This is a genomic window from Pseudarthrobacter sp. P1, assembly GCF_050156935.1.
Classification (GTDB): domain Bacteria; phylum Actinomycetota; class Actinomycetes; order Actinomycetales; family Micrococcaceae; genus Specibacter.
The window spans coordinates 2,048,657-2,071,788 of sequence record NZ_CP189584.1 but is presented as its reverse complement, the minus strand read 5'-3'; the positions used below and the strand labels follow the sequence as shown (position 1 = coordinate 2,071,788).

The following is a 23,132-nucleotide window of genomic DNA, read 5'->3' as shown; positions in this document are numbered from 1 at the left end:
CCCGGGTGCTACGCCACCGTGAAGGTGATGTTGTGCCAGCCCGTGGAGCCGTCCGGCTCCGGCGGGGCCTGCTGTTCGGTCTGGAGGGTGCCCTTGGCATCCACCGCCCGCACACGCACATTGTGCGAGCCCGCGGCGAGGCCGTCGAAGGAATGCGACCACTGCCGCCAGGTGTCCACCGATGCCTCGGCGGCCAGGGTGGCGTCCTGCCAGGGGCCGCCGTCGAGCTGGACCTGCACGGCCGAGATGCCCACCGTCTGGGCCCAGGCCGTGCCGCCCACGGCCACCGTGCCGGCGGCCACCCGGGCCAAGGCGCGGGGCACCTCGATCCGGGAGGCGGTCTTGATCGGGCCGTGCGAGGACCAGCCGCGGGTGGTCCAGTAGCCGGTCTTGGCGGCAAAGGTGGTGACTTCCAGGTCCACCACCCACTTGGTGGCGGAGACGTAGCCGTAGAGGCCGGGCACCACCATCCGGACGGGGAAGCCGTGCTCCAACGGCAGTGGTTCGCCGTTCATGCCGATCGCCAGGATGGCGTCCCGGCCGTCCTGGAGGATGGGCAGCGGGGTGGAGGCGCTGAACCCGTCGATGCTGGTGGAGAGGACCATGTCGGCCCCGGCGAGCGGTTTGGCGCGGGCCAGCACCTCGCGCAGCGGATAGCCGAGCCACTTGGCATTGCCGGCCAGATTGCCGCCGACCACATTGGAGACACAGGTCAGCGTCACATAGCTCTCGATGAGCTCGGCGTCCAACAAGTCCTGGAAGGAGAGCATGAACTCCTGCTCCACCATGCCGTGCACGCGCAGGCTCCACTGGGAGGGATCGATGTCCGGCACCACCAGTGCGGTGTCGATCCGGTAGAAATCGGCATTGGGGACCACGAACGGCCCCACTCCGTCCACGGGAGCCTGCACACCGGCCGGCAGCGCTGCCGCCGCCTGGTGCGGTGTGGGCAGCTTGAGCGCGGCGCGGACCTTCGAGGCTGCGCTGCGGACACCGCTGAGCACCTTGCCGCCGGCACCAAGCACGACGGCGGCACCAGCCAGGACCGCTGCCGTCGCCAGGAAGGCGCGGCGCCCGGGCGCTGGATCCGGCGTTCCTGCAGGGGAAGGCGCCGGGACGGGGGATGGAAGGGCGGAGGGATCGGCGCTGCGCCGCACGAGCGCCAGCAGCGCCCAGAAGCCGGCGGCGGTTCCCACCAGCGTGGGCAGGACGTCAACCACCCGGGCTCCGGCGCGGGTCAGCACGCAGCCCATCATCACCACTGCAAGGCCCAAGACCAGGGCTGCCCCCAGCGGGAACCGGCGCCGTGCCAGCACACCGGCCAGGGCCGCACCCACGGCCGCCACGGCCGCCATGGAGATCAGCAGCACCAACTTGTCGTTGGTGCCAAAGGTGGCGACGGCAAAATCCTTCAACCACGACGGCGTGAAGTCGATGAACGTCGACCCCACGGCCACCAGTGGTGAGGACCGCGGGCCCACGAACGCCGCCACCAGTTCGGCGACGCCGAACAGGACCGCGGCCGAGACCACGCCTGCCAGAGCACCGGGCCCCACGTCTGCCAGCCGGCCGAGCCGGCGTTTCTCTGTGGTGCCCATGATGCTCTCCCTCCCGCGCCTGTCAGCGCAGGGAACCGATCACAGTTGTTGAAGCAGGATCGGGTCAGTAGTTGGTTGTGCGGATCCGCTGTGCGGCTCCACAGTGATGCCGATGTGGCTGGCGCCGTCGAGGGCCCCATCCAGCAGCCTCAGGCTGGGTCCGGCCTCGGCCGGGGCCCCCATGAGGCCCGCGGGGACTGCCTTGTCGCCGGCGATGAACCACAATTCGTAGACCTTGTCCGCGGGCAGTTGTGGCATGTCCTGCACCATCACTGCCGCACGGTCCGCCGTGGCTGACGCCGCAACCATGATGGTGGCGCCGTTGCCCAGGCGCTGAGTGGCCACCTTGGCATCGGCGGAGCCCAGAATAGTCAGGAATTCGTTCTGCTGGGCCTGTGCGGCCGCCAGCTGCGATTGAAGGCTGCTGGCGGTGGCGTCGCCCTTGTTCTGCCCCAGGGCCCAACCGGTGAGGCCGGCCGCGGCCACGGCCACGACGGCGGCCGCGGCAGCCAAACCGCGCAGTACGCTTCGGCGCACCGCCACGGTGCGTGCCGCACCGGCACGGCGGCGGAGCGCCGGATCCACGGCGGCGTTGGCCGCCGGGAGCTGCCGGGTGTTGCGGATGGCGGCCATCACGGATGCCTTGAGCTCCGCGGGCGGGGCATGGGCGGGAATGCCGGAGGCCAGCAGGGCCGCCGTCTCGGTGAGTTCGCGGACTTCCTCGCGGGTGTCCTCGTCCGTGCGGACCAGGCGCTCCACGGCTGCGCGTTCCAGATCGTTGACAGCATCCAGGGCGTAGGCGCCGGTCAACAGATGCAATTGTTCTTCCATCACGCCACCCCTAACCTGTCCCTGAGTCTGATCATTCCATCGCGTATTCGCGTTTTCACGGTGCCAACCGGCACCTTCAGCAGGTCCGCCACCTCCTGGTGCGTATAACCACCGTAGTAGGCCAGGCGGATGGCCTCCTGTTGTGCCGGGGTCAGCGACTCCAGCGCCTTGTGGACCCGTTCGGATTCCAGCATCGCCTCAACGGTGTCCTCGACGTCGTCGTAGCTTTCCTGGAACTCCTTGATCCCCTGGCGCAGGTCCCGCTCGGTGCTGGCCTGGCTGGCCCGGACCCTGTCCACGGCCCGTCGATGGGCTATGACCAGGATCCAGGAAATGGCACGGCCGCGGTCGGCGTCGAACCGTGCCGCTTGCTGCCACACATCCACGAAGATCTCCTGGGCCACCTCCTGGCTCTGGGCGGGATCGCGGACGATCCTCCTGACCAGACCGAAGACCCGGGGAGAGACGGCGTCGTAGAGGGCTTCGAAGGCCGCCTCGTCGCCCAAGGCGACGAGGCGGATGAGATCCTCATGGGTGGGCGGAGCCATGGGCTCCGCCGACCTCAACCACGGTAAGCGCATGGTCCCCACACTCTCACGTTCACCGCCCACCGTGCACCTCTTCGAACCGTATGTCGCCGGCCTGTTACTTGGCCGGGGGCATCAGGACGGAGTCGACCAGGTAGACCGTAGCGTTGGCCGTCTGGACACCGCCGCAGATCACCTTGGCGTCATTGACCATCAGGTTGTCGCCGCTGCCGGTGACGTTGACCGAGCCACCCTCGGCCGTGGCGTGCATGCCGGCGACCTGGCTGGGGGAGAGCCGGCCCGGAACCACGTGGTAGGTCAGGATCGACGTCAGCGTCTTGGAGTCCGTCTTTAGCCCGTCGATGGTGGCGGCCGGGATCTTGGCGAAGGCATCGTCAACGGGGGCGAAGACGGTGAACTGTCCGGAGTTGAGCGTATCCACCAGGTTGACGTCCGGGTTCAGCTTGCCGGAGATGGCCGCCGTCAGGGTGGTCAGCAGCGGGTTGTTGGAGGCGGCGGTGGCCACCGGATCGGCAGCCATGCCGGCGACGGAGCCCGCACCACTGGGGACGGCCGCGGCGTAGGCGGCACAGCCCGGGCCCACCAGATCGGAGGCCGGGTTCATCGCCGGCGTCGTGCTGGGGGCGGCCATCGAGCTGGTCGGGGCCGGAGCGGCGGCGGTCGTGGCCGTGGTGGAGCCGGAACCGCTGCAGGCGCTCAGCGCAAAGGCTGCAACGGCGATGACGCCGAGGGCGGCGGTCTTCTTGTTGGTGAGACGAAGCATGGCGTTCTCCTTCAAAGTCGGCGGAGGGATCCGCCGGGTTGTCCCGGCTACTGTCGTGCTGGGCTGTCAGGGAGTACTTCGGAACCACGGGTCCGGACGGATTGGATTGGCGGAGAAGTTTTTCCAACCGGGCAAACCGGCCGGCCGTTGCCTGCCCGGCCAAGCGGCCGGGCAAAGCGGTGCGGCCGCCGGTAAACTGGCGCGGTGACCTACGACGACAGCACCCCCGCAGCCCAGCCCGCCTCCGCCCAGCCGGCGGGAGGCGTGGTCCTTGACCTGTTCCAGGACGTGGCCACCCTGACCGCGCAGCTGATGGACATCGAAAGCGTCTCCGGCAACGAAGGGCCGCTGGCCGATGCCGTCGAGGCCGCCCTGCGCCCGCTGGGGCACTTGGAAGTGCTGCGCAACGGCGACGCCATCATGGCGCGCACCGCCCTGGGCCGTGCGGAGCGCGTGATCCTGGCCGGCCACCTGGACACTGTCCCGTTGCCGGGCACGCCCGGATCCCGCGGCACCGTGCCCAGCAGCTGGGACGGCGGGGTCCTCTACGGCCGCGGCGCCACGGACATGAAGGGCGGCGTGGCCGTCCAGCTGGCGCTCGCCGCCACGCTCACCGAGCCCACCAAGGACATCACCTTCGTCTTCTACGACCACGAGGAAGTGGAGGCGTCCAAGAGCGGGCTGGGCCGGCTGGTGCGCGAGCACGCGGACTGGTTGGGCGCCGATTTCGGCATCCTGCTCGAGCCGACCAACGGCACAGTCGAGGGCGGCTGCAACGGCACCAGCCGCTTCCACGCCACCACCCGCGGCAAGGCAGCCCACTCGGCCCGGGCATGGATGGGGGAGAACGCCATCCACGCCGCCGCCCCCATCCTGGAGCGGCTGGCCGCCTACGAGCCCGCCACCGTCACCGTGGACGGACTGGACTACCGCGAATCGCTCAATGCGGTGAAGATCCACGGCGGCACCGCCGGGAACGTGATCCCGGATGCCTGCGTGGTGGAGATCAACTACCGCTTTGCCCCGGACAAGACCCCCGACGACGCCGAGGCCCACGTGCGCGCGCTGCTGGCGGGATTCGACGTCGTCCGCACGGATGCCGCCGCCGGCGCCCGCCCCGGGCTGAACGCCCCGGCCGCCGCCAGCTTTGTGGCAGCCGTCGGCGCCGAGCCCAAGCCCAAGTACGGCTGGACCGACGTCGCCCGGCTGAGCGAGCTGGGCATCCCCGCGGTGAACTTCGGCCCGGGCGACGCCCTGCTGGCGCACACCGACAACGAGCACGTGGCGGCGGAGGACATCCGCACCTGCCTGGCCGCGCTCACCCGCTGGCTCGGCTGACGCCGTCGTTCCCGCAGCAACAAAAGCGCACCCCCTCCCGAGGCCGGGAGGGGGTGCGCTTTTGCGTGGGGCTAGACCGTGCCGCCGGGGCCCGAGACCGCGACGGCGGCCGCCGGGGCCACTCCGCCGGCGGCCTTCTTCGAGCCGCGGCGCTCGATCCAGATGGCCAGCCGGGAGACGGCCAGGTTGATCAGGATGTAGATCGCCGCGCCCACAAAGAACACCGAGAAGAGGTACTTCGAGCCGAAGAAATCGCTGAGGATGTTGACCTTGCGCAGCAGCTCCTCGTACGTGACGATGTACCCCAGCGAGGTGTCCTTGAGCAGCACCACGAGCTGGGCGATCAGGGACGGCAGCATGCGCCGGATGGCCTGGGGCAGCTCGATGATCAGCCGGGAGCGCAGGCTGCTCAGGCCGATCGCCAGGCCGGCCTCGCGCTGGCCACGCGGCAGGGACTGGATGCCGGCCCGCAGGATCTCGGCAAAGATGGCCGCGTTGTACAGCGCCAGGCCGGCGACGACGGCGATGAAGGGGCTGGAGGCGAACACCAGCAGGATGAAGAACATCATCAACACCACGGGCATGCCGCGCAGCAGTTCCATCACCGTCATGGTGGGGATGCGGATCCACGCATGTTCGGACATGCGCATCAGGGCCAGGCCAAAGGCCGCGATGAAGGCGATGACAGCGGCAATCGCCGCCGCGGAGACGGTGGCCCAGATGCCCTGGAGCAGGAAGTTCCACACCACCGCCTGGCTGAAGATGTCCCAGCGGTTGGCGGCGAACAGGCCCTGCTGGGCCAGCGTGAAGACACCCCAGCCGGCACCGGCCAGGATGACCACCGTGCCCACCACACTGGCGGTCAGGGAACGGCGCCGGGCAATGGGGCCGGGCACGTCATACAGAACCGACGTCATCGTGCGATCGCCACCTTTCGTTCAACGTAGTTGGCCAGCAGGCCCAGGGGAACGGTGATCAGGAGGTAGAAGAAGGCGATGCCGAACAGGACAGCCATGACGGCATTTCCATTGGCGTTGGCCAGCTGCTTTCCCGTGCCGAACAGTTCCAGGACATAGAAACCACCGGCGATGGAGGAGTTCTTGACCAGCGCGATCAGAATGTTGATCAGCGGCGGGATCACCGTCCGGATTGCCTGCGGCAGCACCACGAGCGAGAGCGTCTGGCCAAAGTTCATGCCGATGCTGCGCGCTGCCTCGGCCTGGCCGATGCCGACGCTGTTGACGCCGGAGCGGACGGCCTCGGCCACGAACGCGCTGGTGTAGGCGCTCAGGGCGATGATGGCGGCGGGTTCGAACTGCTGGAACGTCACGCCAAGGCGGGGCAGCACCACGGCGCAGAAGAAGAAGACGATGGTCAGCGGGGTGTTGCGGGCAATCTCCACATAGAGGGTGCTGAATCCGCGCAGTGCCGCGACGGGGGAGACCCGGGCCGCAGCCAACAGGGTGCCCACCACCAGTGCAATGATGCCCGAGACGACGGCCAGGAACAGTGTGCGCAGGAAGCCGTCCCAATACGCCGGGAGGTTGTCAATGATGACGTCCATGAAGATCCTTCAACTCTCGCAGGCTGGACGGAGGGGAGCCCGGGTGCCGGCGGCTGCCGCCGGCACCCGGGCCTGTGCCGCTAGTAGCGGTTGAGGGCCGGCAGGCTCGGGACGGTCTTGATGACCTTTCCGGCCGTGGACTCCCAGGCGGACTTGTAGGCGCCGCCCTTTTCGGCCGCCTCCAGCTGGTCGTTGATCCAGTTGCGGAAGGCGGTGTCGTCCTTCTTCAGGCCGATGCCGTAGGGCTCCTTGGTGAACGTCGTATCCGAAGCCAGCATGAAGGCATCCGGTTCCTTGTCCACGAAGCCGGCCAGGATCACGTTGTCGGTGGTCACGGCGTCCACCTGGTGGTTGCGCAGCGGCTCCAGGCAGTCGGCGTACTTGCCCACCGGGACCAGCACCGCCTGGTACTTGTCCACGATGGTGGCGGCCGGCGTCGAACCCGTCACCGAGCAGACCTTCTTGCCCGCCACATCCTCCGGCTTGGTGATGGAGGTGTCGCCCTTGTTGACCATCAGCGCCTGGCCGGCCTCGTAGTACGGCCCGGCGAAGGACACCACTTCCTTGCGCTTGTCGCTGATCGTGTAGGTGGCCACGACGATGTCCACCTTGCCCTGCTTGATGAATTCCTCGCGGTTGGCGGAGATGGTTTCCACCCACTGGATCTTGTCCGGCGTGATGCCCAGGTCGGCGGCGATGATCTTGCCGATCTCCACGTCAAAGCCCACAGGATTGCCGTCCGGACCCTTTTGGCCGAACAACGGCTGGTCGAACTTGGTGCCGATGGTTATTTTTCCGGCCTGGGAAAGCTTTTCCATGGTGGAGCCGGCGGCAAAGGTCGGTTTGCTGGCTACGGTGGGGGTTGAGCCGCCACCGAGGGTGCTGCTGCCACAGGCGCTCAGGGCGAGGGCAGCGGCCGCGACGACGGCCACCAGTGCTGGTTTCTTGAACATGGATTTCCTTTCATAGACGGCCCAGATGCTGTGGCCGGTGCTGGGGCCCGCCGGGAGTGTCCCCGGCGTCGGGCTAGTGCGTGAGGATTTTGGAGAGGAAGTCCTTGGCACGGTCGGTCTTGGGATGGTTGAAGAACTCGTCGGGCGTATCGTCCTCGACGATCTGGCCATCGGCCATGAACACCACCCGGTCCGCCGCCTTGCGGGCAAAGCCCATCTCGTGGGTGACAACGATCATCGTCATGCCGTCCTTCGCCAGGCCCACCATGACGTCCAGGACCTCGTTGATCATTTCCGGGTCCAGGGCGGAGGTGGGCTCATCGAAGAGCATCACCTTGGGCTTCATGGCCAACGCCCGGGCGATGGCCACGCGCTGCTGCTGGCCACCGGAGAGCTGTGCCGGCAGCTTGCCGGCCTGCTTCCCCACGCCCACGCGCTCCAGCAGGGCCATGGCATCCTTTTCGGCCTCCGCCTTGGGGACGCCCTTGACCTTGATGGGTCCCAGGGTGACGTTTTCCAGGATGGTCTTGTGGGCAAAGAGGTTGAAGGACTGGAACACCATGCCCACATCCGCCCGGAGCCGGGCCAGTTCCTTGCCCTCGGAGGGGATCTTCTTCCCATCGATGGTGATGGTGCCGTCGTCGATGGTCTCCAGCCGGTTGATGGCGCGGCAGAGCGTGGATTTTCCGGACCCGGAGGGGCCGATGACCACCACCACCTGGCCCTTTTTCACCTGCAGGTTGATGTTCTGCAGCACGTGGAGCGCACCGTAGTGCTTGTTGACCGTTTGCAGGTCCACCAGGACATGCGTCTGTGCGGGACTAGTCATGGAGTCGAATCTAGCCAAACCGCCGCAGCAATCAACTCTATGGGGCGCATCATCTTCGATCGTGATGCGAACGAGACCTTGGGCGCGGCTGGGGAGTGGCTGCCGGAATCCTGTGAAAACGATGGAGCGGATGGCGGTGCGGTGCCTTGCAAAGTGCGGCCCCGCCGGTGGCATACCCTTGTCGGATGAGTGCACCAACCGAATCAACCAGCCCCATCCCGTCCCGCCGCGAGGGACCGATCGTCCTGCGCCGGGGCCTTGCCAAGGGCTCGACGTCGGACGAACGCCTGCTGGACACGCGCGCCAACGGAGAATTCACCCACACCGACCCCTGGCGCGTGATGCGCATCCAGAGCGAGTTCGTGGAGGGCTTCGGCGCCCTGGCCAACGTGGGTCCGGCCGTGAGCGTGTTTGGCTCCGCCCGCACCAAACCCGGCAGCTACCACTACCAGGTGGGCGTCGAAGTGGGCCGGCGGCTGGCCGAGGCCAAGCTCGCTGTCATCACCGGCGGCGGCCCCGGCTCCATGGAGGCCGCCAACCGCGGCGCCATCGAGGGTGGCGGGCTGTCCATCGGCCTGGGCATTGAGCTGCCGTTCGAGCAGGGCATGAACGAGTACGTCGACCTGGGCGTCAACTTCCGCTACTTCTTCGCCCGCAAGACAATGTTCGTCAAGTACGCCCAGGGGTTCATCGTGCTCCCGGGCGGCCTGGGCACGCTGGACGAACTGTTCGAGGCCATGGTGCTGGTGCAGACCCGCAAGGTGACGTCCTTCCCGATCGTGCTGATCGGCGCCGAGTTCTGGGGCCCGCTGCTGGAGTGGATCCGCACCACGATGGTGGCCGAAGGATTGGTCTCCGTGGAGGACCTGGACATCATCCAGGTGGCGGACACGGCCGAGGAGGCCGTGGAGCTGGTGCTGGCCGAGGTGCCGCGGCGCTAGCCGGCGCCGGCCGGTCCGGCGGACGTGGCCGGCCTGGCGGTTCCGCCGCTGCCCCCGGGTTTCTGGCACCATGGACAGGTGAGCTATTTCCTAGTGTTCCTGGCCGTTCTCCTGGCCGGCGCCGTGGCCCTGTACGTCACCGGGCTCAAGAAGCGGCCCGACGATGCCGGGGACGTGCCGGACGGGTTGGCCGAGCCCGTGGCCAACCTGCCGCCGGTGCTGCTCCCGCTGGAGCCGGCGCCCGGGGACGTTGACCGGCTGCGCTTCTCGCTGGGGCTGCGCGGCTACCGGATGGACCAGGTGGACGAGGTCCTGGACCGGCTCCGCGACCAACTGGCCGCCAAGGATGAGCGGATCGCCGCGCTGGAGGCCGCCACCGGCGATGCCGCCGCCGGGGATGCCACCGCGGCGCGGGAGCACGCATGAGCGAGCTGATTGTCGGGGCGGACGGCCGGGCGCGCTGCGCCTGGGCCGGCATGGAGTCGAACCCGGACTACGAGCACTACCACGACCACGAGTGGGGCCGTCCGGCGCACGGTGAACGCGAGTTCTTTGAGCGGCTGAGCCTGGAAGCCTTCCAGTCCGGGCTGAGCTGGATCACCATCCTGCGCAAGCGCGAGGCCTTCCGTGCGGCCTTCGCCAACTTCGACGCCGCCGCCGTCGCGGACTTCGGCGACGACGACGTGGCCCGGCTGCTGGCCGACGCGGCCATTGTGCGCAACGGCGCCAAGATCCGCGCCACCATCGCCAACGCCCGCGCCCTGCTGGCTTTGCCGGCGGGCGAGACCCTGGAGGGCCTGGTTCGCCGCCACGCCCCCGCCGTGCCGCGGGATCCGGGCGAGCCGGCACCGGCGTCGACGGCCGAATCCGCGGCATTGGCCAAGGAACTCAAGAAGCGCGGGTTCTCTTTCGTGGGCCCGACCACCGCCTACGCCATGATGGCGGCCATTGGCCTGGTCAACGACCACACACCCGGCTGCTGGGCCGCGGGAACCGCACCGGAGCCCGGCCATGACTGAGGACCTCGGCACCCGGGTGGATGCCGACGCCACGCCCGCCCCGGCCACCATCAACCACCGGCTCTACACCGCGCTGGGCCGCGGGCTGGCCCCGCTGCGCCGGCTGCCCTGGTGGGCGCAGGTGTCGCTGGTCTATTTTGCCGCGCGGCTGGTGTCGTACCTGATCTTTGTCTCGGTGGCACTGCACCAGGGTGCCAGCCCGTGGGGGCCGGCGAGCCCGGACTACCTGCACTTTGTGGGGATCTGGGACAGCGAGTGGTACCAGCGGATCTTCGCCGACGGCTATCCGGCGCAGATTCCGCGCGACGCCGCTGGTGTGGCCGGGCAGAACCAGTGGGCCTTCTATCCGCTGTTCCCGCTGCTGGTCATGGGCCTGAGCGCGGTGACAGGACTGGGCTGGCTGGTGCTGGCCCCCACCGTCGCCCTGCTCTGCGGGTTGGCCGCCACGCTGGCCATCTACAAACTGTTCCGGCACTTTGCCGCCGGCACGACGGCGCTGTGGGGCGTGGTCTTCTTTGCCACCTTCCCCATTTCCCCCATCTTGCAGGTGCCGTACGCGGAATCGCTGAACACGGCGCTCATTGCCGCCGCGCTGTACCAGCTGGTGCGACGGCGCTACCTCTGGGCCATCCCGGTGGTGGTGCTGATGTGCCTCTCGCGCCCCGCCGGCGTGCCGTTTGCCGCGCTGGTGGCGGCGCACATCGGCCTGCGCCTCTGGCACCGGCGCCGCGACGGCTTTGCCCGCGTCGAGATGCTCGCCAGCGGCGCGCTGCTGCTGGCCAGCGGCGTGGCCGCCTTCGCCTGGCCGCTGATCGCCTGGGCCGTGACGGGGGAGATGAAGGCCTACACGGACACGGAGATGGCCTGGCGGGGCACGGACCTGACGCTGTTCAAGCCCTGGTTCGACGCCGGGGTCTCCCTGCTGGGTCCGGTGGCCGGGCCGCTGGCGCCGCTGCTGCTGGTGGCCCTGGCCGCGCTGTACCTGAACTCGGAGGCGGTGCGGCGGATCGGCACCGACCTGCGCCTGTGGTGCGCGGCCTATCTGGGCTACCTGCTGGCCGTGCTGCACCCGCAGACCAGCACCTTCCGGATGCTGCTGCCGCTGTTCCCGCTGGCCCTGGCGGCAGCGTTCCTCTCCCGGTCCAAGGCCTACCGGGGCACGGTGGTGGTTCTTTTTGTGCTGCTCCAGATTGTCTGGGTGACCTGGCTCTGGTCCTGGGCCCAGCTGCCCGGCGGCGGCGACTATCCGCCATAGCCCGCCGCAGCCCCCATGTGCGGGCGGCGCGTCCCGATTCGCTACTGGGCCGGATCTGCAGGATAATAGTGTGAGCGAACGAACACGGACAGACAAAATGTCCCAGTCGTTTTCAGCCGGGCATTTTGGCCGGCCGGAGGCGGCTGACGTCAACTCGCGGAAGGCTGGCCTGGGGGAAGCTGCAGGCGGGTACCTGTCCGCACAAAGAAAAGGGGATTCCTTATGGCGGCCATGAAGCCTAGAACCGGTGACGGTCCTATGGAAGTTACCAAGGAGGGCCGCAGCCTGATCATGCGCGTGCCTCTGGAGGGCGGTGGGCGGCTGGTGGTTGAGCTGAACGCCTCCGAGGCCTCCAACCTGCGCGAATGCCTGGTGGGCGTCACCGAATAGTCCGCGCGGAGCATCCGCACGGCAGCATCTTTTCCCCGGCGGGGCGGCTATGGCCGCGCCGCCGGTTTTTTGTGCCGCGGCTAGCGCTGCCGCCGCCGGCGCAGGATCTCCAGCAGCGCCGCCCCGTCCGGGACGCCGAGACCCGTGCAGGCATCCCAGCCCGGCCCCGCCGCATAGGCGCCGTTGTTGCCCGTGAGCACATCGCGGAACCCCGAAGGCTCGCCCGCCCCGGGGGTGGCGTAGAGCCTGGGCTGGACCAGCCCGAACGAGCGCCCGGCGCCCTGTGCCAGCCGGGCCAGCAGGGCCGCCCAGAGCGGGGACACGGCGCTGGTGCCGCCCAGCACCGTCTCCGTCCCGTCCACCCGGATCCGGTAGCCGGTCTGCGGATCGGCCACGGCCGCGACATCCGGCACGCCACGGCCGGGGGAACCGTGCAGCAGCGGCACGCGGGTGCCGTCCTGCCAGGGCGGCAGGCCAAACGCACCGCTCACCCCGCCGCCCGTGGCCCCGGCCCCGGCGCCGTTGTTCCACACCGTCTCGGCCGCCACCTTGCCACCGCGCACCGTCAGCCGGGTGCCGCCGCAGGCCAGGGCATGCGGGCTCGACGCCGGGAAGTCCACATGCACCAGTCCGTCCGGGGCGCGGTCCGTGCTGCCGTCGTCGCCCGCCGCCGCGCAGCTGCTCACGCCCAGCAGTGCGGCGTCCGCCAGCGCCTCGTCCATGGCGGCCAGCGCCTGGGGTGTCCAGCCGTCCTCGCTCTGGCCCCAGGAAATGCTGATGGCCGCCGGGGTGGGCGTGGCATGGGCCGCGGTGCTGAGCGCGTTGAGGAAGCCGGCATCGGTGTTGGGGGCAAAATAGACCACGATCCGGGCCCCCGGGGCCAGTGCGCCGGCCACCTCGATGTCCAGGAGCACCTCGCCGTCGGCCCCGCCGGGATCGCCCTCCGGTGCGTTGGCCGCGCCGTCGACGCCCACGGCCTCCACGGGATCCCGCGTGATGCCGAGCCCGTCAAAGTAGGTGTCCAGCTCGGCCTGATCGAAGCCGCCGCCGAGCTCGATGATGGCGATGGTGGTGCCGCTGCCGTCCAGCCCCGCCGGGAAATTGTAGAGGGCGCCCAGCTCGACGGGAGTGTACGAGGCACTGCGCAGGGCGGCGGGGGCGATCCGGAAGAGGGCGCGGGACTGCGGGCGGTCGTCCAGCCCCAGCACGGCCGTGACGACGCCGTCCAGCACGGCCGGGATGCTCAGTCCGCCGGTGCGGTGCCGCCGCCCGGTGCCGGCGGGTGCGGCATGGGCGGCGGGAAGGGATGTGCCAGCGGCGTCGGCGCCCGGTGCGCCGGTCTCGCCCCCCGGCACGCCGGCGGCCTCGCCGCCCGGTGCGCCGCCGGGGCCGCGGTCGTGCAGCTCGGTGCCGAAGATCCGCCCCAGCAGGGCCGCGGAACCTGACACCTTCACCCGCCGGCTGGCGGCGTCGGCCTCCACCACTATGGCGCCCAGGGCGGACAAGGTTGCTTCCACCAGTGCCAGGTCCGCCGGGGCGGCGCCGTAGCGCTTGGCCAGCTCGGCCGGCGCCAGGACGCCGTCGAACGCCGCGGGCCCGGGCTGGGCGCGGCGGCGCAGCACCAGCGTGGCCTCCACGGGTGCCATTGGATGGAGCGGACGGGCGGTGGCCGGGGCGAATTCCGCCGCCGGCGGACGCTCGCTGCCGGGCAGCGGGCACAGGTCGACGTCGGGCAGCTCCGGATCAGGTGAATAAGCGCTGGTGTCCATGCACCATCTCTACCACCGCGCGCCGACACCGGCCAGAGCGCCCCGCCCCGCCCGCGGGACAGGGCCTAGCGCTTGACGGCCAGCAGCAGGCCGTCGCCGGTGGGCAGCATGGCCGTCATGAGCTGGTTGTGCTCGCGGACGGTCCGCCCCACCTGGCGCAGCACCACGGTGCTGGCCTCGCGGATGGCGGGATCGGAGACGCGGTCCTTGTCCAGGGCGTCGTTGACGATCAGCAGGCCGCCGGGCTTGAGCAGCCGGATGGCCTGGTCCACATAGTCGGGGAAGGACGGCTTGTCGGCGTCGATGAACACCAGGTCGTACGCGGCATCCGTCAAGCGGGGCAGGACATCCTGGGCGCGGCCGGAGATGGTGCGGGTCCGGTTGGCGGGGGAGCCGGATTCCAGGAAGGCCTCGCGGGCGGCCTTGAGGTGTTCGACGTCGGGGTCGATGGTGGTCAGCACCGAGTTCCGGCCCAGGCCGCGCAGCAGGCAGACGCCCGAAACGCCGGCGCCCGTGCCGATCTCCACGACCGTGGCGGCCTTGGAAGCGGCCGCCAGCACGGTCAGCGCGGCACCCACGCCGGGACTCACGGGGAACAGCCCCAACTCGTGGGAACGCTCGCGGGCGCGCATGAGCACCTCGTCCTCGGAGGGCAGGCCTTCGGTGTAGGACCAGCTGGTGGACTTGTCGGCACTCATGGGTTCTTGTGTTCCTGACTTTCTGGCGCGTGGACTGGCTTCCAGCCTACTGCCTAGCCACCCTCCGACGCCGGAAAATGCCAGGCGGCGGCCCAATCCGGGAACCATACAGCCAAACCCCAGCTTTGGTTGAGAGAATGGAGTACGTACAGACCACCCGGAAGAGAGGTGCGGCCATGGATTCCACGCTGCCGGCCCGAACACATGCCGCCGTGACGACCACCGTGCCCGCCACCGTTCCGCTGCTGGATTCCGGCGAGCCGTGGGTGGCCCCGTCCTGGGAGGAAGTGGTGGCGAACCACTCCGCCAAGGTCTACCGCCTGGCCTACCGCCTGACCGGCAACAAGTACGACGCCGAGGACCTCACCCAGGAGGTCTTTGTCCGGGTGTTCCGCTCGCTCGCGAACTTCAAGCCCGGTACGCTGGATGGCTGGCTGCACCGCATCACCACCAACCTCTTCCTGGACCAGGCCCGCCGCAAGACCCGCATCCGCTTCGACGCGCTGGCCGAGGACGCCGAGTCCCGCATCCCGGGGCACGAACCAGGCCCGGAGCGCACCTTCGAATTCAACAACCTCGACCTGGATGTCCAGGCCGCCCTGGACGCCCTGCCGCCGGACTTCCGCGCCGCCGTCGTCCTGTGCGACCTCGAGGGGCTCTCCTACGACGAGGTGGCCCAGGCCTTGGACGTGAAGCTGGGGACTGTCCGTTCGCGGATCCACCGGGGCCGGACCATGCTGCGCGAATCGCTGGCGCACCGGGCACCGGGGCACAGCGGCGCGCTGGGCGAGGCCCCCCCGAAGAAGCCGCGGCTCTCGCTCCCGCGCATCATGGGCGCCCGCTGACGCCCGCCATGGACGTTCCCGGACGCCAGCCGGACCCGGTTCCCGGGCCCGAGCTCACCGCGCGGATCCTGCGGATGACCGAATCGCTGCAGACCAGCTGCCGCGAGGAACTGGACCTTCCCTTTAAGCGCCACCGTGCCGCCCGCATGGCCCTGGCCGCCGTCGCCGCGGTGGGGGCCGCCGCCGTCGTGCTGGGCGCCGGCGGATATGTGGTGGGCGGCCCGCAGCCCGGCCACGCCGCACCCGGTGCACGCGGGAGCGGGGAACCGGCGGCCGCCGACATGACCCGGGCCTGGCCCGCGGACTCCGGCGGTGCCCTGACCCGCACCGCGCTGCTGGACGGGCCCGACCTCCAGCGGCTCCGGCTGGCCGGTTGGGCCTGCCCGGTGCTGCCCGAGGAGGGCTTCACGCTGCGCTCCGCCGGCGGCATCATGGTGGCCGGCCAGCCCACGGTCCGGCTCACGCTGGCCCGCGGCGGAACCACCCTGACCCTCTTTGAACAGCATCCCGCCGCCGGGGCCGCCACCGTCCCGGTGAACGCGATCACCGGGCACCGTGCCGACGCCGACGGGTTCGAGCCCATGGACGTGTCCGGCCACCAGATGTGGGTCCACCGGGGCGGGGCCTGGCAGGCGGCCTTCCTGGCCGACGGCGCCAGCTACACCCTCTCGCTGGCCGCCGATGCCAGCGATGCCGCGGCCAGCCCGGCGATGACGGCACAGCTGGCGGCGGACATCGAAGCGGCGGCGCAGGCACCGGCGGACGCCGGTGCGCAGGCGTCCCCGGGGGCCGCGGACGATTCCGTGATGGCCCGCGTGCTGCGCGGGATCCTGCGGATCTCCGGGATGCGCTAGCGGCCCGGCATGCGCCGTGCGCGCACACGGACACACGCCCGCAGGGGCGGCGCGGCCGGTGTGCCGGGCGGATAAGTCAAAATAGCAGGCAGGGCAGCGGGGAATCGTTGCTTTGGGTACGGAGAGGGTAATCTTCCTAACGTGTTTGGTATCAATACCCCGGAGCTGATCATCGTCGCCGTCGTGGCGGTCCTGGTGATCGGTCCCCAGCGTCTGCCCGAGTATGTGGAGAAGCTGAAGAACCTCATCCGCGAAGTGCGCAGGATGGCTTCCGGCGCGCGCGAAACCATCAAGGATGAGGCCGGCGTAGACATCGACGAGATCGACTGGAAGAAGCTGGATCCGCGCCAGTACGATCCCCGCCGCATCATCCGCGAGGCATTGCTGGACGACGACGACGTCGCCACCCTGGCCGCGGTCAAGGCCGCACCGGCCGCAGCCATGGCGTCCATGCTCGGCAAGGACGCCGCCGCCGCCGAGGTGCCAGCCGCCCCCGGAAAGACCATCGAACGCCTCGCCGCCGGCCAGGCCGCCCCGTTCGACGCTGAGGCCACCTAATCCCCAGCCGCTCCCTTTGCTCGCAAGCTCGCAATGGGGCCCTCGCGGCCGTGGGCCCAGCTATTTCGGTGACATTCCCAGCTTGAGGCCGGCGAGGCCACGGGGACGGGCCGCCAGCTTGTCGGCAATGCCGATCAGGGCCTGGGCCGCAGGGGACTCCGGCGTCGAAAGAACGATGGGCGCCCCGGTGTCGCCGCCCTCGCGCAGGGCCACATCCAGCGGAATCCGGCCCAGCAGCTCCACCGGCGCGTTCACGGTCTGGCTCAGCCGGCCGGCGAGGATCGCCCCGCCGCCGGAGCCGAAGAGCTCCATGGTGCTGCCGTCCGGCAGGGTCAGGAATGACATGTTCTCCACCACCCCCGCCACCTTCTGACCCGTCTGCAGCGCGATGGCGCCGGCCCGTTCGGCCACGTCCGCCGCCGCGGGCTGCGGGGTGGTGACCACCAGGATCTCCGCCTTGGGCAGCAGCTGGGCCACGGAAATCGCCACGTCGCCCGTGCCAGGGGGCAGGTCCAGGAAGAGCGCGTCCAGGTCGCCAAAGTACACGTCCGTGAGGAACTGCTCCAGGGCGCGGTGCAGCATGGGCCCGCGCCAGGCCACCGGCTGGTTGCCCGTGACGAACATGCCGATCGAGATGACCTTCACGCCGTAGGCCACCGGGGGCAGGATCATCTCGTCCACCCGGGTGGGGCTCTGCGTGATGCCCATCAGCGCCGGCACGGAGAAGCCGTAGATGTCCGCGTCCACGATGCCCACGCGCAGCCCCTTGGCCGCCATGGCACAGGCCAGGTTGACGGTGACGGAGGACTTCCCGACGCCGCCCTTGCCGCTGGCGACGGCGTAGACGCGGGTCAGCGAGCCGGGCTCGTTGAACGGGATGCCGCGTGCGGCGCCGGCACCCTTGAGCTGTTCCTTCAGCGCGGTGCGCTGTTCGGTGCTCATCACCTTCAGCTCCACGTCCACGCCCGTGACGCCCTCGACGGCGGACAGCGCCGCGGTGGCATCGGCCGTGATGGTTTCGCGCAGCGGGCAGCCGGCGATGGTCAGGAGCACGACGGCGCGGACCCGGCCGGCGCCGTCGGACGCCACCGATTCCACCATGCCCAGCTCGGTGACGGGGCGGCGGAGCTCGGGGTCGATGACAGTGCCCAGGGCAGCATCCAGGGCTTGTGCGGAGGGAACACTCATGGGTCCAGGCTAGCTTTCGGACTGGGCGGCGGCGGCCGCGGCGGCGGTGCCGGCCGGGGTGATGGCGGGCGCGGTGATGGCGGGCGCGGTGTCGCCGGCGCGGACCCTGGGGATCTGCTGCGTCCGCGGGGAGCGCCGTTTGTCCTTGTTCTTCTCGCGGCGTTCGCCGGGTTCACGGCGCTCGCCCGGCTCGGAGTCGCCGTCATTGGCGGCCAGCAGGTCCTCCAGCAGCGTGCGCAGCTCCGAGCGGACAAAGTCGCGGGTAGCCACCTCGCGCAGCGAAATGCGCAGCGCGGCGACCTCGCGGGTGAGGTACTCGGTGTCCGCCAGGTTGCGCTCGTTGCGGGAGCGGTCCTGCTCGATCTGGACGCGGTCGCGGTCGTCCTGGCGGTTCTGCGCGAGCAGGATCAGCGGGGCGGCATAGGAGGCCTGGGTGGAGAAGAAGAGGTTGAGCAGGATGAACGGGTACGGATCCCACTTCAGGCCCCACAGGCCAATGACATTCAATGCCACCCAGACGATGACAAAGATGGTCATGTAGAACAGGAAGTTGGCGGTGCCCATGTAGCGGGCAAAGCGCTCGGCAAAGCGGCCGAAGGTGTCGGGGTCCGCGGCAAAGTTCGGGAACAGGCGCGACCGCAGCTCCAGGGGTGTGTCCAGGCCGCCGCCCTTGCTGGGCTGCCTTTCAGCCAATGCGGCCTCCTAGTTTTCTGATCGGGGCTCCGTCTTCGTGGGTTCGCCAGTCGTCCGGGAGCAGATGGTCCAGGAGGTCGTCAACAGTCACCGCCCCCACCAGACGGCCGTCGCTGTTCACGACGGGCAGGGAATTGAGGTTGTAGGAGGCCATGATGTGGCTGACCTCGCTGACGCTGGCATGGTCCGAGACCGGTTCGAGGTTCTTGTCCACGATGGTGCCCAGCTGTTCCGGCGGGGCGCTGCGCAGCAATTGCTGGATGTGCACCACACCGAGGAACCGCCCGGTGGGCGTCTCCAACGGCGGGCGGCAGATGAAGATGGCCGAGGCCAGCGCGGGGGAGAGGTCCTCGCTGCGCACATGGGCCAGCGCCTCGGCCACCGTGGCCTCCGGGGGCAGGATCACGGGCACGGGCGTCATCAGACCACCCGCGGTGTCCTCGTCGTACTGCAGGAGGCGGCGGACGTCGTCGGCCTCGTCCGGCTCCATCAGCTGCAGCAGCTGCTCGGCCTTGGCGGTGGGGAGGTCCGCCAGCAGGTCGGCGGCGTCGTCCGGGTCCATCTCCTCCAGGACATCGGCGGCGCGCTCGTTGTCCAGGGCGGAGAGCAGGCTGACCTGGTCCTCCTCGGGAAGTTCCTGGAGGACGTCGGCCAGCCGCTCGTCCTGGAGCTCGCTGGCCACCTCGATGCGGCGCTTGTCCGACATTTCCTGCAGTGCGTCGGCAAAGTCGGCGGGCTTGAGGTCCTCATGGGTGGCCACAAAGTGGCTGGCGCCCTGCGGGTCCGCCACGGAGCTGGGATGCGCATCCGCCCAGTCCACCAGCATGGTGTGGCCGCGGCGCAGCCCCCGCAGCCGGGACGTGGAGGAGCCCATCCGGACAAAGAGTTTGGTGACCAGCCAGTCGCCATTGCGCTGCTGGTCCATGGCGAGGTCCTCGATGACGGCCTCGCCGCTGCCGTCCGCCAGGGTGACTTTGCGGTCAAAGAGCCCGCCCACCACCAGCTGCTCGGCGCCGCGGCGTTCAAAGCGGCGCAGGTTCACCAGACCGGTGCAGATGATCTGGCTCTGGTCCATGGAGGTCAGCCGGGTCATGGGCACAAAGACGCGTTTCTTGCCCGGGACTTCCACCACGATGCCCACGGCGTGCGGCGCGCGCAGTCCGCGGGCGAGCACAACAACATCACGCAATCGGCCCAACCGGTCGCCCAGCGGGTCGAAAACGTCCAGGCCCAGGAGTCGCGCAACAAAGACGCGTGAGGGATTAGTGCTCACGTATACAGGCTACTTGCACCGCGCGTGTTTCAAGTAACCGTCCGGCGGTATTCGGGGCGATGATCGAAGGCGGTGTCCGCGGCCTTTGGGGGCCTGCCGGCCGGCCCCCAGTTCACTGCCAGCGATAACCCTGCCCGCACCCACCAACATGGGCAAGAATGGGGGTATGGCAAACCTTTTTGGACGGACCCGCCCCCTCGACGAGGCCCGCGCCGTTCCCACCGGTGAGACGATCGGTTCTTACACCTCCTATCTGGATGCGCAGAAGGCGGTGGACTATCTGGCCGACCAGAAGTTCGCCGTCCAGTTCGTCTCCATCGTGGGCAACGACCTGAAGATGGTGGAGCGCGTCACGGGCAAGCTCAGCTACCCGCGCGTCGCCCTCTCCGGGGCCCTGACGGGTGCCTGGTTTGGCCTGTTCATCGGCGTGCTGCTGTCCTTCTTCGGCTCCAGCGCCCCGGGTGCCGTGCCGTACCTCTCGGTGGGCACCTCCATGCTGATGGGTGCCGCCTTCTGGCTGCTGTTCGCCATTGTGGGCTACGCCGCCCAGCGCGGAAAGCGCGATTTCACCTCCACCAGCCAGGTGCTGGCCTCCAGCTACGATGTCATCGTGGCCCCGGAGATGGCCTCCGAGGCGCGCCGGATGCTGGCCCAGCTGCCCATGAGCCCGCAGGCCGCCCGCCCGGCCAGCTACCAGGGCCAGATGTACCAGCCGCCGGCCTCCCCGCAGCAGCCGCCCGCCCGGCCCGAGGGCTGGCACGATCCCTACCCCGCCGCACCCGGCACCCCTGACGCTGCCGGAGCCCCGGCAGCCGAGCCCGCGGCCGAGCCCAGGCGCGGCAACTACCACGACCTGCCGGACGGGCGCCCGCAGTACGGCATCCGGGTGGAGCCCGGCGAAGCGGCCACACCCGCCGCACCGTCCGCACCGGAGGCCAAGCCGGACGAGCCGGCCAACCCGTAGCAGCCAGGCGCCAAACGCAAGAACGACGGCGGAGCACCAGTTCCGCCGTCGTTCTTCTTTATGCCTTGGTTCCGGTCAAACCGGTCAAGCGCCGCCGTTCCGGTCATGCGCCACGGGTGCAACAGTGGCGCAGGACCGAGCCGGCAGCGCTTCCCGCCGGGGAGGCTAGCCAGCCAGCGACGCTATCCAGGCTTCGACGGCGTCGGGCGTGCGCGGGAGGCCGGCGGAGAGGTTCACGGGGCCGTCGGCGGTGATCAGGATGTCATCCTCGATCCGCACGCCGATGCCGCGGTACTCCTCGGTGATGGCCAGGTCCTCGTTCTTGAAGTACAGGCCCGGCTCGATGGTGAAGACCATGCCCTCGGTGATGACACCGTCCAGGTAGAGCTCGCGCCGCGCCTGGGCACAATCGTGCACGTCCAGGCCCAGGTGGTGGCTGGTGCCGTGCGGCATCCAGCGGCGGTGCTGCTGGCCCTCCGCAGAGAGTGCCACCTCGGCGGCGACGGGCAGCAGGCCCCACTCCTCAAGGCGGGCGGCCAGCACCTCCATGGCGGCGGTGTGGACGTCGCGGAACTTCCGGCCCGGCACGGCCACGGCGAAGGCGGCGTCGGCGGCGTCCAGCACGGCCTGGTAGACCTTGCGCTGGACCTCGGAGTAGGTGCCGTTAATGGGCAGGGTGCGGGTGATGTCGGCGGTGTAGAGCGAATCCGCCTCCACCCCGGCGTCCACCAGGATCAGCTCGCCCGCGGCCACGGTGCCGTTGTTGCGGGTCCAGTGCAGGATGGTGGCGTTGTTGCCGGCCGCCGCAATGGTGTCGTAGCCGAGCTCGTTGCCTTCCTCGCGGGCGCGGGCAAAGAACGCACCCTCCACCACGCGCTCGCCGCGGCGGTGCCCGACGGCGCGCGGCAGGGCCTTGATGATCTCCTCGAAGCCGGCAGCCGTGGCGGCGATGGCCACCTTCATCTGCTCGATCTCCCAGGCGTCCTTGATGAGGCGGAGCTCCGAGAGCGCCTCGGCGAGCTTGTCGTCCAGCGCGTCCAGCTCCGAGAGGTCCAGCTCCTCCGGGTTCTGCGCCGTGTTGTAGCGGGCGGTGTCCACCAGGGCGTCCACGTTCTCGTCCACCTTGCGGACCAGGCGCACGGACATGCCGCCGATCTTGGGATCGCCGATGTCCTTGGTGATGGCGATTTCCAGCTCGGCGATGTCGGCGGTGTCCAGGCCCAGCAGGGCCTTGAACTCGGCCAGCGTGGGGCGGGCGCCGATCCAGAACTCGCCGGAACGGGCATCGGCGTAGAACTGCTCGGTGTCCCGGCCGGCCAGCGGGCGGAAGTACAGCGTGGCGTGGTGGTTGCCGCCGTCGTCGCCGGCCCCCTCCTCGGTGGGCTCGAGCACGAGCGCGGCGTCGGGCTCGTGGTCCAGGCCCAGCCCGGTCAGGTGCGCAAAGCCCGAATGCGGACGGAAGCGGTAGTCGGTGTCGTTGGAGCGCACCTTCAGCGGGCCGGCCGGGATCACGAGGCGCTCGCCGGCGAACTTCGCGGAAATGGCACGACGGCGCTGTGCGGCGTGGTCCGCCACGGCGTGGCGGCCGGGCAGTTCCGTGCTGGAAGGTGCCCAGCTGCTGGCCATGAACGTCTTGAAGGCATCCGAGGTGGGACGCTGCGAACGGTTGTTCACGCGGTCCTCGATCGGCTGGTCATTGGAGGCAGGCTGTGTCTGATTCACCCTCCCAGTCTCGCACCTGCACCGGGGCCGGGGCCAACGGCGGCTCGCGGGGGACCGCTCAGTCCGTGGCGCAGTCCAGATCCTGCGGGCCGGTGTGGATCCTGGACAGCAGCGCATGCAGCGCGCCGAGTTCGTCGGGGGAGAATCCGGCAAAGGCCTCGCGTTCGACGGCGGCGATGGAGCCTTCCACAGCCTCAACGGCCGTCCGGCCGGCCGTGGTGATCTCCACGATGTGGCGGCGGCGGTCGGCGGGGTCGCGGCGCCGCTCGGCCAGCCCGTCCCGTTCCAGATCGTTCAGGATCGCCACCAGGGCGCTGGCATCGATCGAGAGGATGTCCAGCAGATCCTGCTGGCTGGTGGCCCCGGCATGGTGCAGCCGGACCAGCGTGGAGGCGTGGCGCGGGTTGAGGCCGGCGGCTCCAAGGGCCTGCCGGAGCGCGGCGTTCATCGTCCGCCCGTGGCGCGCCAGGAGGAATCCGAGCTGGTCCGGTGCTGGTGCGGGGTTCATCAGGCAAATTCTACCAGTGTGCCAACAATGC

At 69.7% G+C, this 23,132-nt stretch carries 25 protein-coding genes; 10 read left to right on the top strand and 15 right to left on the bottom strand.

Translation table 11 applies throughout. The annotated features are described in order from the left end of the window. Positions 1-8: 8 nt before the first annotated feature. The 4 genes from ACQCSX_RS09790 to ACQCSX_RS09775 all read right to left on the bottom strand — a co-directional run bounded on the left by ACQCSX_RS09790 (position 9) and on the right by ACQCSX_RS09775 (position 3,740). A complete protein-coding gene (locus ACQCSX_RS09790; protein WP_427018792.1) occupies positions 9-1,598 on the bottom strand; it encodes a molybdopterin-dependent oxidoreductase in 1,590 nt (529 codons plus the stop codon). 39 nt (positions 1,599-1,637) lie between these two features. Beyond that, complete coding sequence (locus ACQCSX_RS09785; protein ID WP_427018791.1) at positions 1,638-2,417, bottom strand: anti-sigma factor; 780 nt, start codon at positions 2,415-2,417, stop codon at positions 1,638-1,640. A gap of 11 nt (positions 2,418-2,428) precedes the next feature. After that, positions 2,429-2,977 carry an ECF RNA polymerase sigma factor SigK gene (gene sigK / locus ACQCSX_RS09780; RefSeq protein WP_427018790.1) on the bottom strand — a complete coding sequence of 183 codons (549 nt, stop codon included), beginning with the start codon at positions 2,975-2,977 and terminating at the stop codon, positions 2,429-2,431. 97 nt (positions 2,978-3,074) lie between these two features. Continuing rightward, positions 3,075-3,740: a fasciclin domain-containing protein gene (locus ACQCSX_RS09775; RefSeq protein ID WP_427018789.1), complete on the bottom strand. Its 666-nt coding sequence runs from the start codon at positions 3,738-3,740 to the stop codon at positions 3,075-3,077. Positions 3,741-4,004: 264 nt separating this feature from the next. Between ACQCSX_RS09775 and dapE the strand changes: the two genes are divergently transcribed. Further along, positions 4,005-5,078, top strand: coding sequence for a succinyl-diaminopimelate desuccinylase (gene dapE / locus ACQCSX_RS09770; RefSeq protein WP_427019021.1), 1,074 nt, complete (start codon positions 4,005-4,007; stop codon positions 5,076-5,078). 71 nt (positions 5,079-5,149) lie between these two features. On the opposite strand, the gene ACQCSX_RS09765 is transcribed toward dapE, so the two are convergent. The 4 genes from ACQCSX_RS09765 to ACQCSX_RS09750 form a co-directional block, all read right to left on the bottom strand. Beyond that, on the bottom strand, positions 5,150-5,995 hold the full coding sequence (locus ACQCSX_RS09765) for an amino acid ABC transporter permease (protein WP_427018788.1): 846 nt from the start codon (positions 5,993-5,995) through the stop codon (positions 5,150-5,152). Then, entirely contained in the window at positions 5,992-6,642 is a 651-nt protein-coding gene (locus ACQCSX_RS09760) for an amino acid ABC transporter permease (RefSeq protein ID WP_427018787.1), read from the bottom strand. Before ACQCSX_RS09760 ends, ACQCSX_RS09765 begins: the two co-directional genes overlap by 4 nt. 80 nt (positions 6,643-6,722) lie before the next feature. Next, positions 6,723-7,595: a glutamate ABC transporter substrate-binding protein gene (locus tag ACQCSX_RS09755; protein WP_427018786.1), complete on the bottom strand. Its 873-nt coding sequence runs from the start codon at positions 7,593-7,595 to the stop codon at positions 6,723-6,725. A 73-nt stretch (positions 7,596-7,668) separates the two neighbouring features. Beyond that, positions 7,669-8,424, bottom strand: coding sequence for an amino acid ABC transporter ATP-binding protein (locus tag ACQCSX_RS09750; RefSeq protein WP_427018785.1), 756 nt, complete (start codon positions 8,422-8,424; stop codon positions 7,669-7,671). Between the two features lie 185 nt (positions 8,425-8,609). Here ACQCSX_RS09750 and ACQCSX_RS09745 point away from each other — a divergent pair, with 185 nt between their 5' ends. The 5 genes from ACQCSX_RS09745 (at position 8,610) to ACQCSX_RS09725 (ending at position 12,029) form a co-directional block, all read left to right on the top strand. Then, entirely contained in the window at positions 8,610-9,365 is a 756-nt protein-coding gene (locus ACQCSX_RS09745) for a TIGR00730 family Rossman fold protein (protein ID WP_427018784.1), read from the top strand. Positions 9,366-9,443: 78 nt separating this feature from the next. Further along, a complete protein-coding gene (locus ACQCSX_RS09740) occupies positions 9,444-9,791 on the top strand; it encodes a DivIVA domain-containing protein (RefSeq protein ID WP_427018783.1) in 348 nt (115 codons plus the stop codon). After that, the gene (locus ACQCSX_RS09735; protein WP_427018782.1) at positions 9,788-10,384 is read left to right on the top strand and encodes a DNA-3-methyladenine glycosylase I; all 597 of its coding nucleotides are present in this window, start codon (positions 9,788-9,790) and stop codon (positions 10,382-10,384) included. Before ACQCSX_RS09740 ends, ACQCSX_RS09735 begins: the two co-directional genes overlap by 4 nt. Then, positions 10,377-11,639: a hypothetical protein gene (locus tag ACQCSX_RS09730; RefSeq protein WP_427018781.1), complete on the top strand. Its 1,263-nt coding sequence runs from the start codon at positions 10,377-10,379 to the stop codon at positions 11,637-11,639. The genes ACQCSX_RS09735 and ACQCSX_RS09730 overlap by 8 nt, the downstream gene beginning before the upstream one ends. A 222-nt stretch (positions 11,640-11,861) precedes the next feature. Next, positions 11,862-12,029 (top strand): DUF3117 domain-containing protein, encoded by a 168-nt coding sequence (locus tag ACQCSX_RS09725; RefSeq protein WP_427018780.1) that lies wholly within the window; start codon positions 11,862-11,864, stop codon positions 12,027-12,029. A gap of 80 nt (positions 12,030-12,109) precedes the next feature. Here the strand turns inward: ACQCSX_RS09725 and ACQCSX_RS09720 are convergent, their stop codons facing one another. Continuing rightward, positions 12,110-13,798 (bottom strand): S53 family peptidase, encoded by a 1,689-nt coding sequence (locus ACQCSX_RS09720; protein WP_427018779.1) that lies wholly within the window; start codon positions 13,796-13,798, stop codon positions 12,110-12,112. A 65-nt stretch (positions 13,799-13,863) separates the two neighbouring features. Then, positions 13,864-14,496, bottom strand: coding sequence for an O-methyltransferase (locus tag ACQCSX_RS09715; protein ID WP_427018778.1), 633 nt, complete (start codon positions 14,494-14,496; stop codon positions 13,864-13,866). A gap of 176 nt (positions 14,497-14,672) precedes the next feature. Here ACQCSX_RS09715 and sigE point away from each other — a divergent pair, with 176 nt between their 5' ends. The 3 genes from sigE to ACQCSX_RS09700 all read left to right on the top strand — a co-directional run bounded on the left by sigE (position 14,673) and on the right by ACQCSX_RS09700 (position 16,753). Continuing rightward, the gene (gene sigE / locus ACQCSX_RS09710) at positions 14,673-15,341 is read left to right on the top strand and encodes an RNA polymerase sigma factor SigE (protein WP_427018777.1); all 669 of its coding nucleotides are present in this window, start codon (positions 14,673-14,675) and stop codon (positions 15,339-15,341) included. A gap of 8 nt (positions 15,342-15,349) precedes the next feature. Further along, positions 15,350-16,195 carry a hypothetical protein gene (locus tag ACQCSX_RS09705; protein ID WP_427018776.1) on the top strand — a complete coding sequence of 282 codons (846 nt, stop codon included), beginning with the start codon at positions 15,350-15,352 and terminating at the stop codon, positions 16,193-16,195. Positions 16,196-16,336: 141 nt separating this feature from the next. Further along, positions 16,337-16,753: a twin-arginine translocase TatA/TatE family subunit gene (locus ACQCSX_RS09700; RefSeq protein WP_427018775.1), complete on the top strand. Its 417-nt coding sequence runs from the start codon at positions 16,337-16,339 to the stop codon at positions 16,751-16,753. A 60-nt stretch (positions 16,754-16,813) separates the two neighbouring features. On the opposite strand, the gene ACQCSX_RS09695 is transcribed toward ACQCSX_RS09700, so the two are convergent. The 3 genes from ACQCSX_RS09695 to ACQCSX_RS09685 are packed head-to-tail and all read right to left on the bottom strand — an operon-like array spanning position 16,814 to position 19,907. After that, a complete protein-coding gene (locus ACQCSX_RS09695; protein WP_427018774.1) occupies positions 16,814-17,941 on the bottom strand; it encodes an Mrp/NBP35 family ATP-binding protein in 1,128 nt (375 codons plus the stop codon). Between the two features lie 9 nt (positions 17,942-17,950). Further along, entirely contained in the window at positions 17,951-18,634 is a 684-nt protein-coding gene (locus ACQCSX_RS09690; protein ID WP_427018773.1) for a DUF1003 domain-containing protein, read from the bottom strand. Further along, a complete protein-coding gene (locus ACQCSX_RS09685; protein ID WP_427018772.1) occupies positions 18,627-19,907 on the bottom strand; it encodes a magnesium transporter MgtE N-terminal domain-containing protein in 1,281 nt (426 codons plus the stop codon). The genes ACQCSX_RS09690 and ACQCSX_RS09685 overlap by 8 nt, the downstream gene beginning before the upstream one ends. A gap of 166 nt (positions 19,908-20,073) precedes the next feature. Here ACQCSX_RS09685 and ACQCSX_RS09680 point away from each other — a divergent pair, with 166 nt between their 5' ends. After that, the gene (locus tag ACQCSX_RS09680) at positions 20,074-20,871 is read left to right on the top strand and encodes a general stress protein (RefSeq protein ID WP_427018771.1); all 798 of its coding nucleotides are present in this window, start codon (positions 20,074-20,076) and stop codon (positions 20,869-20,871) included. Between the two features lie 165 nt (positions 20,872-21,036). Here the strand turns inward: ACQCSX_RS09680 and ACQCSX_RS09675 are convergent, their stop codons facing one another. Next, positions 21,037-22,710, bottom strand: a complete 1,674-nt coding sequence (locus tag ACQCSX_RS09675) for an aminopeptidase P family protein (RefSeq protein WP_427018770.1) — start codon at positions 22,708-22,710, stop codon at positions 21,037-21,039. Then, positions 22,652-23,101, bottom strand: coding sequence for a MarR family winged helix-turn-helix transcriptional regulator (locus tag ACQCSX_RS09670; RefSeq protein WP_427018769.1), 450 nt, complete (start codon positions 23,099-23,101; stop codon positions 22,652-22,654). Before ACQCSX_RS09670 ends, ACQCSX_RS09675 begins: the two co-directional genes overlap by 59 nt. Between the last annotated feature and the right edge of the window lie 31 nt (positions 23,102-23,132).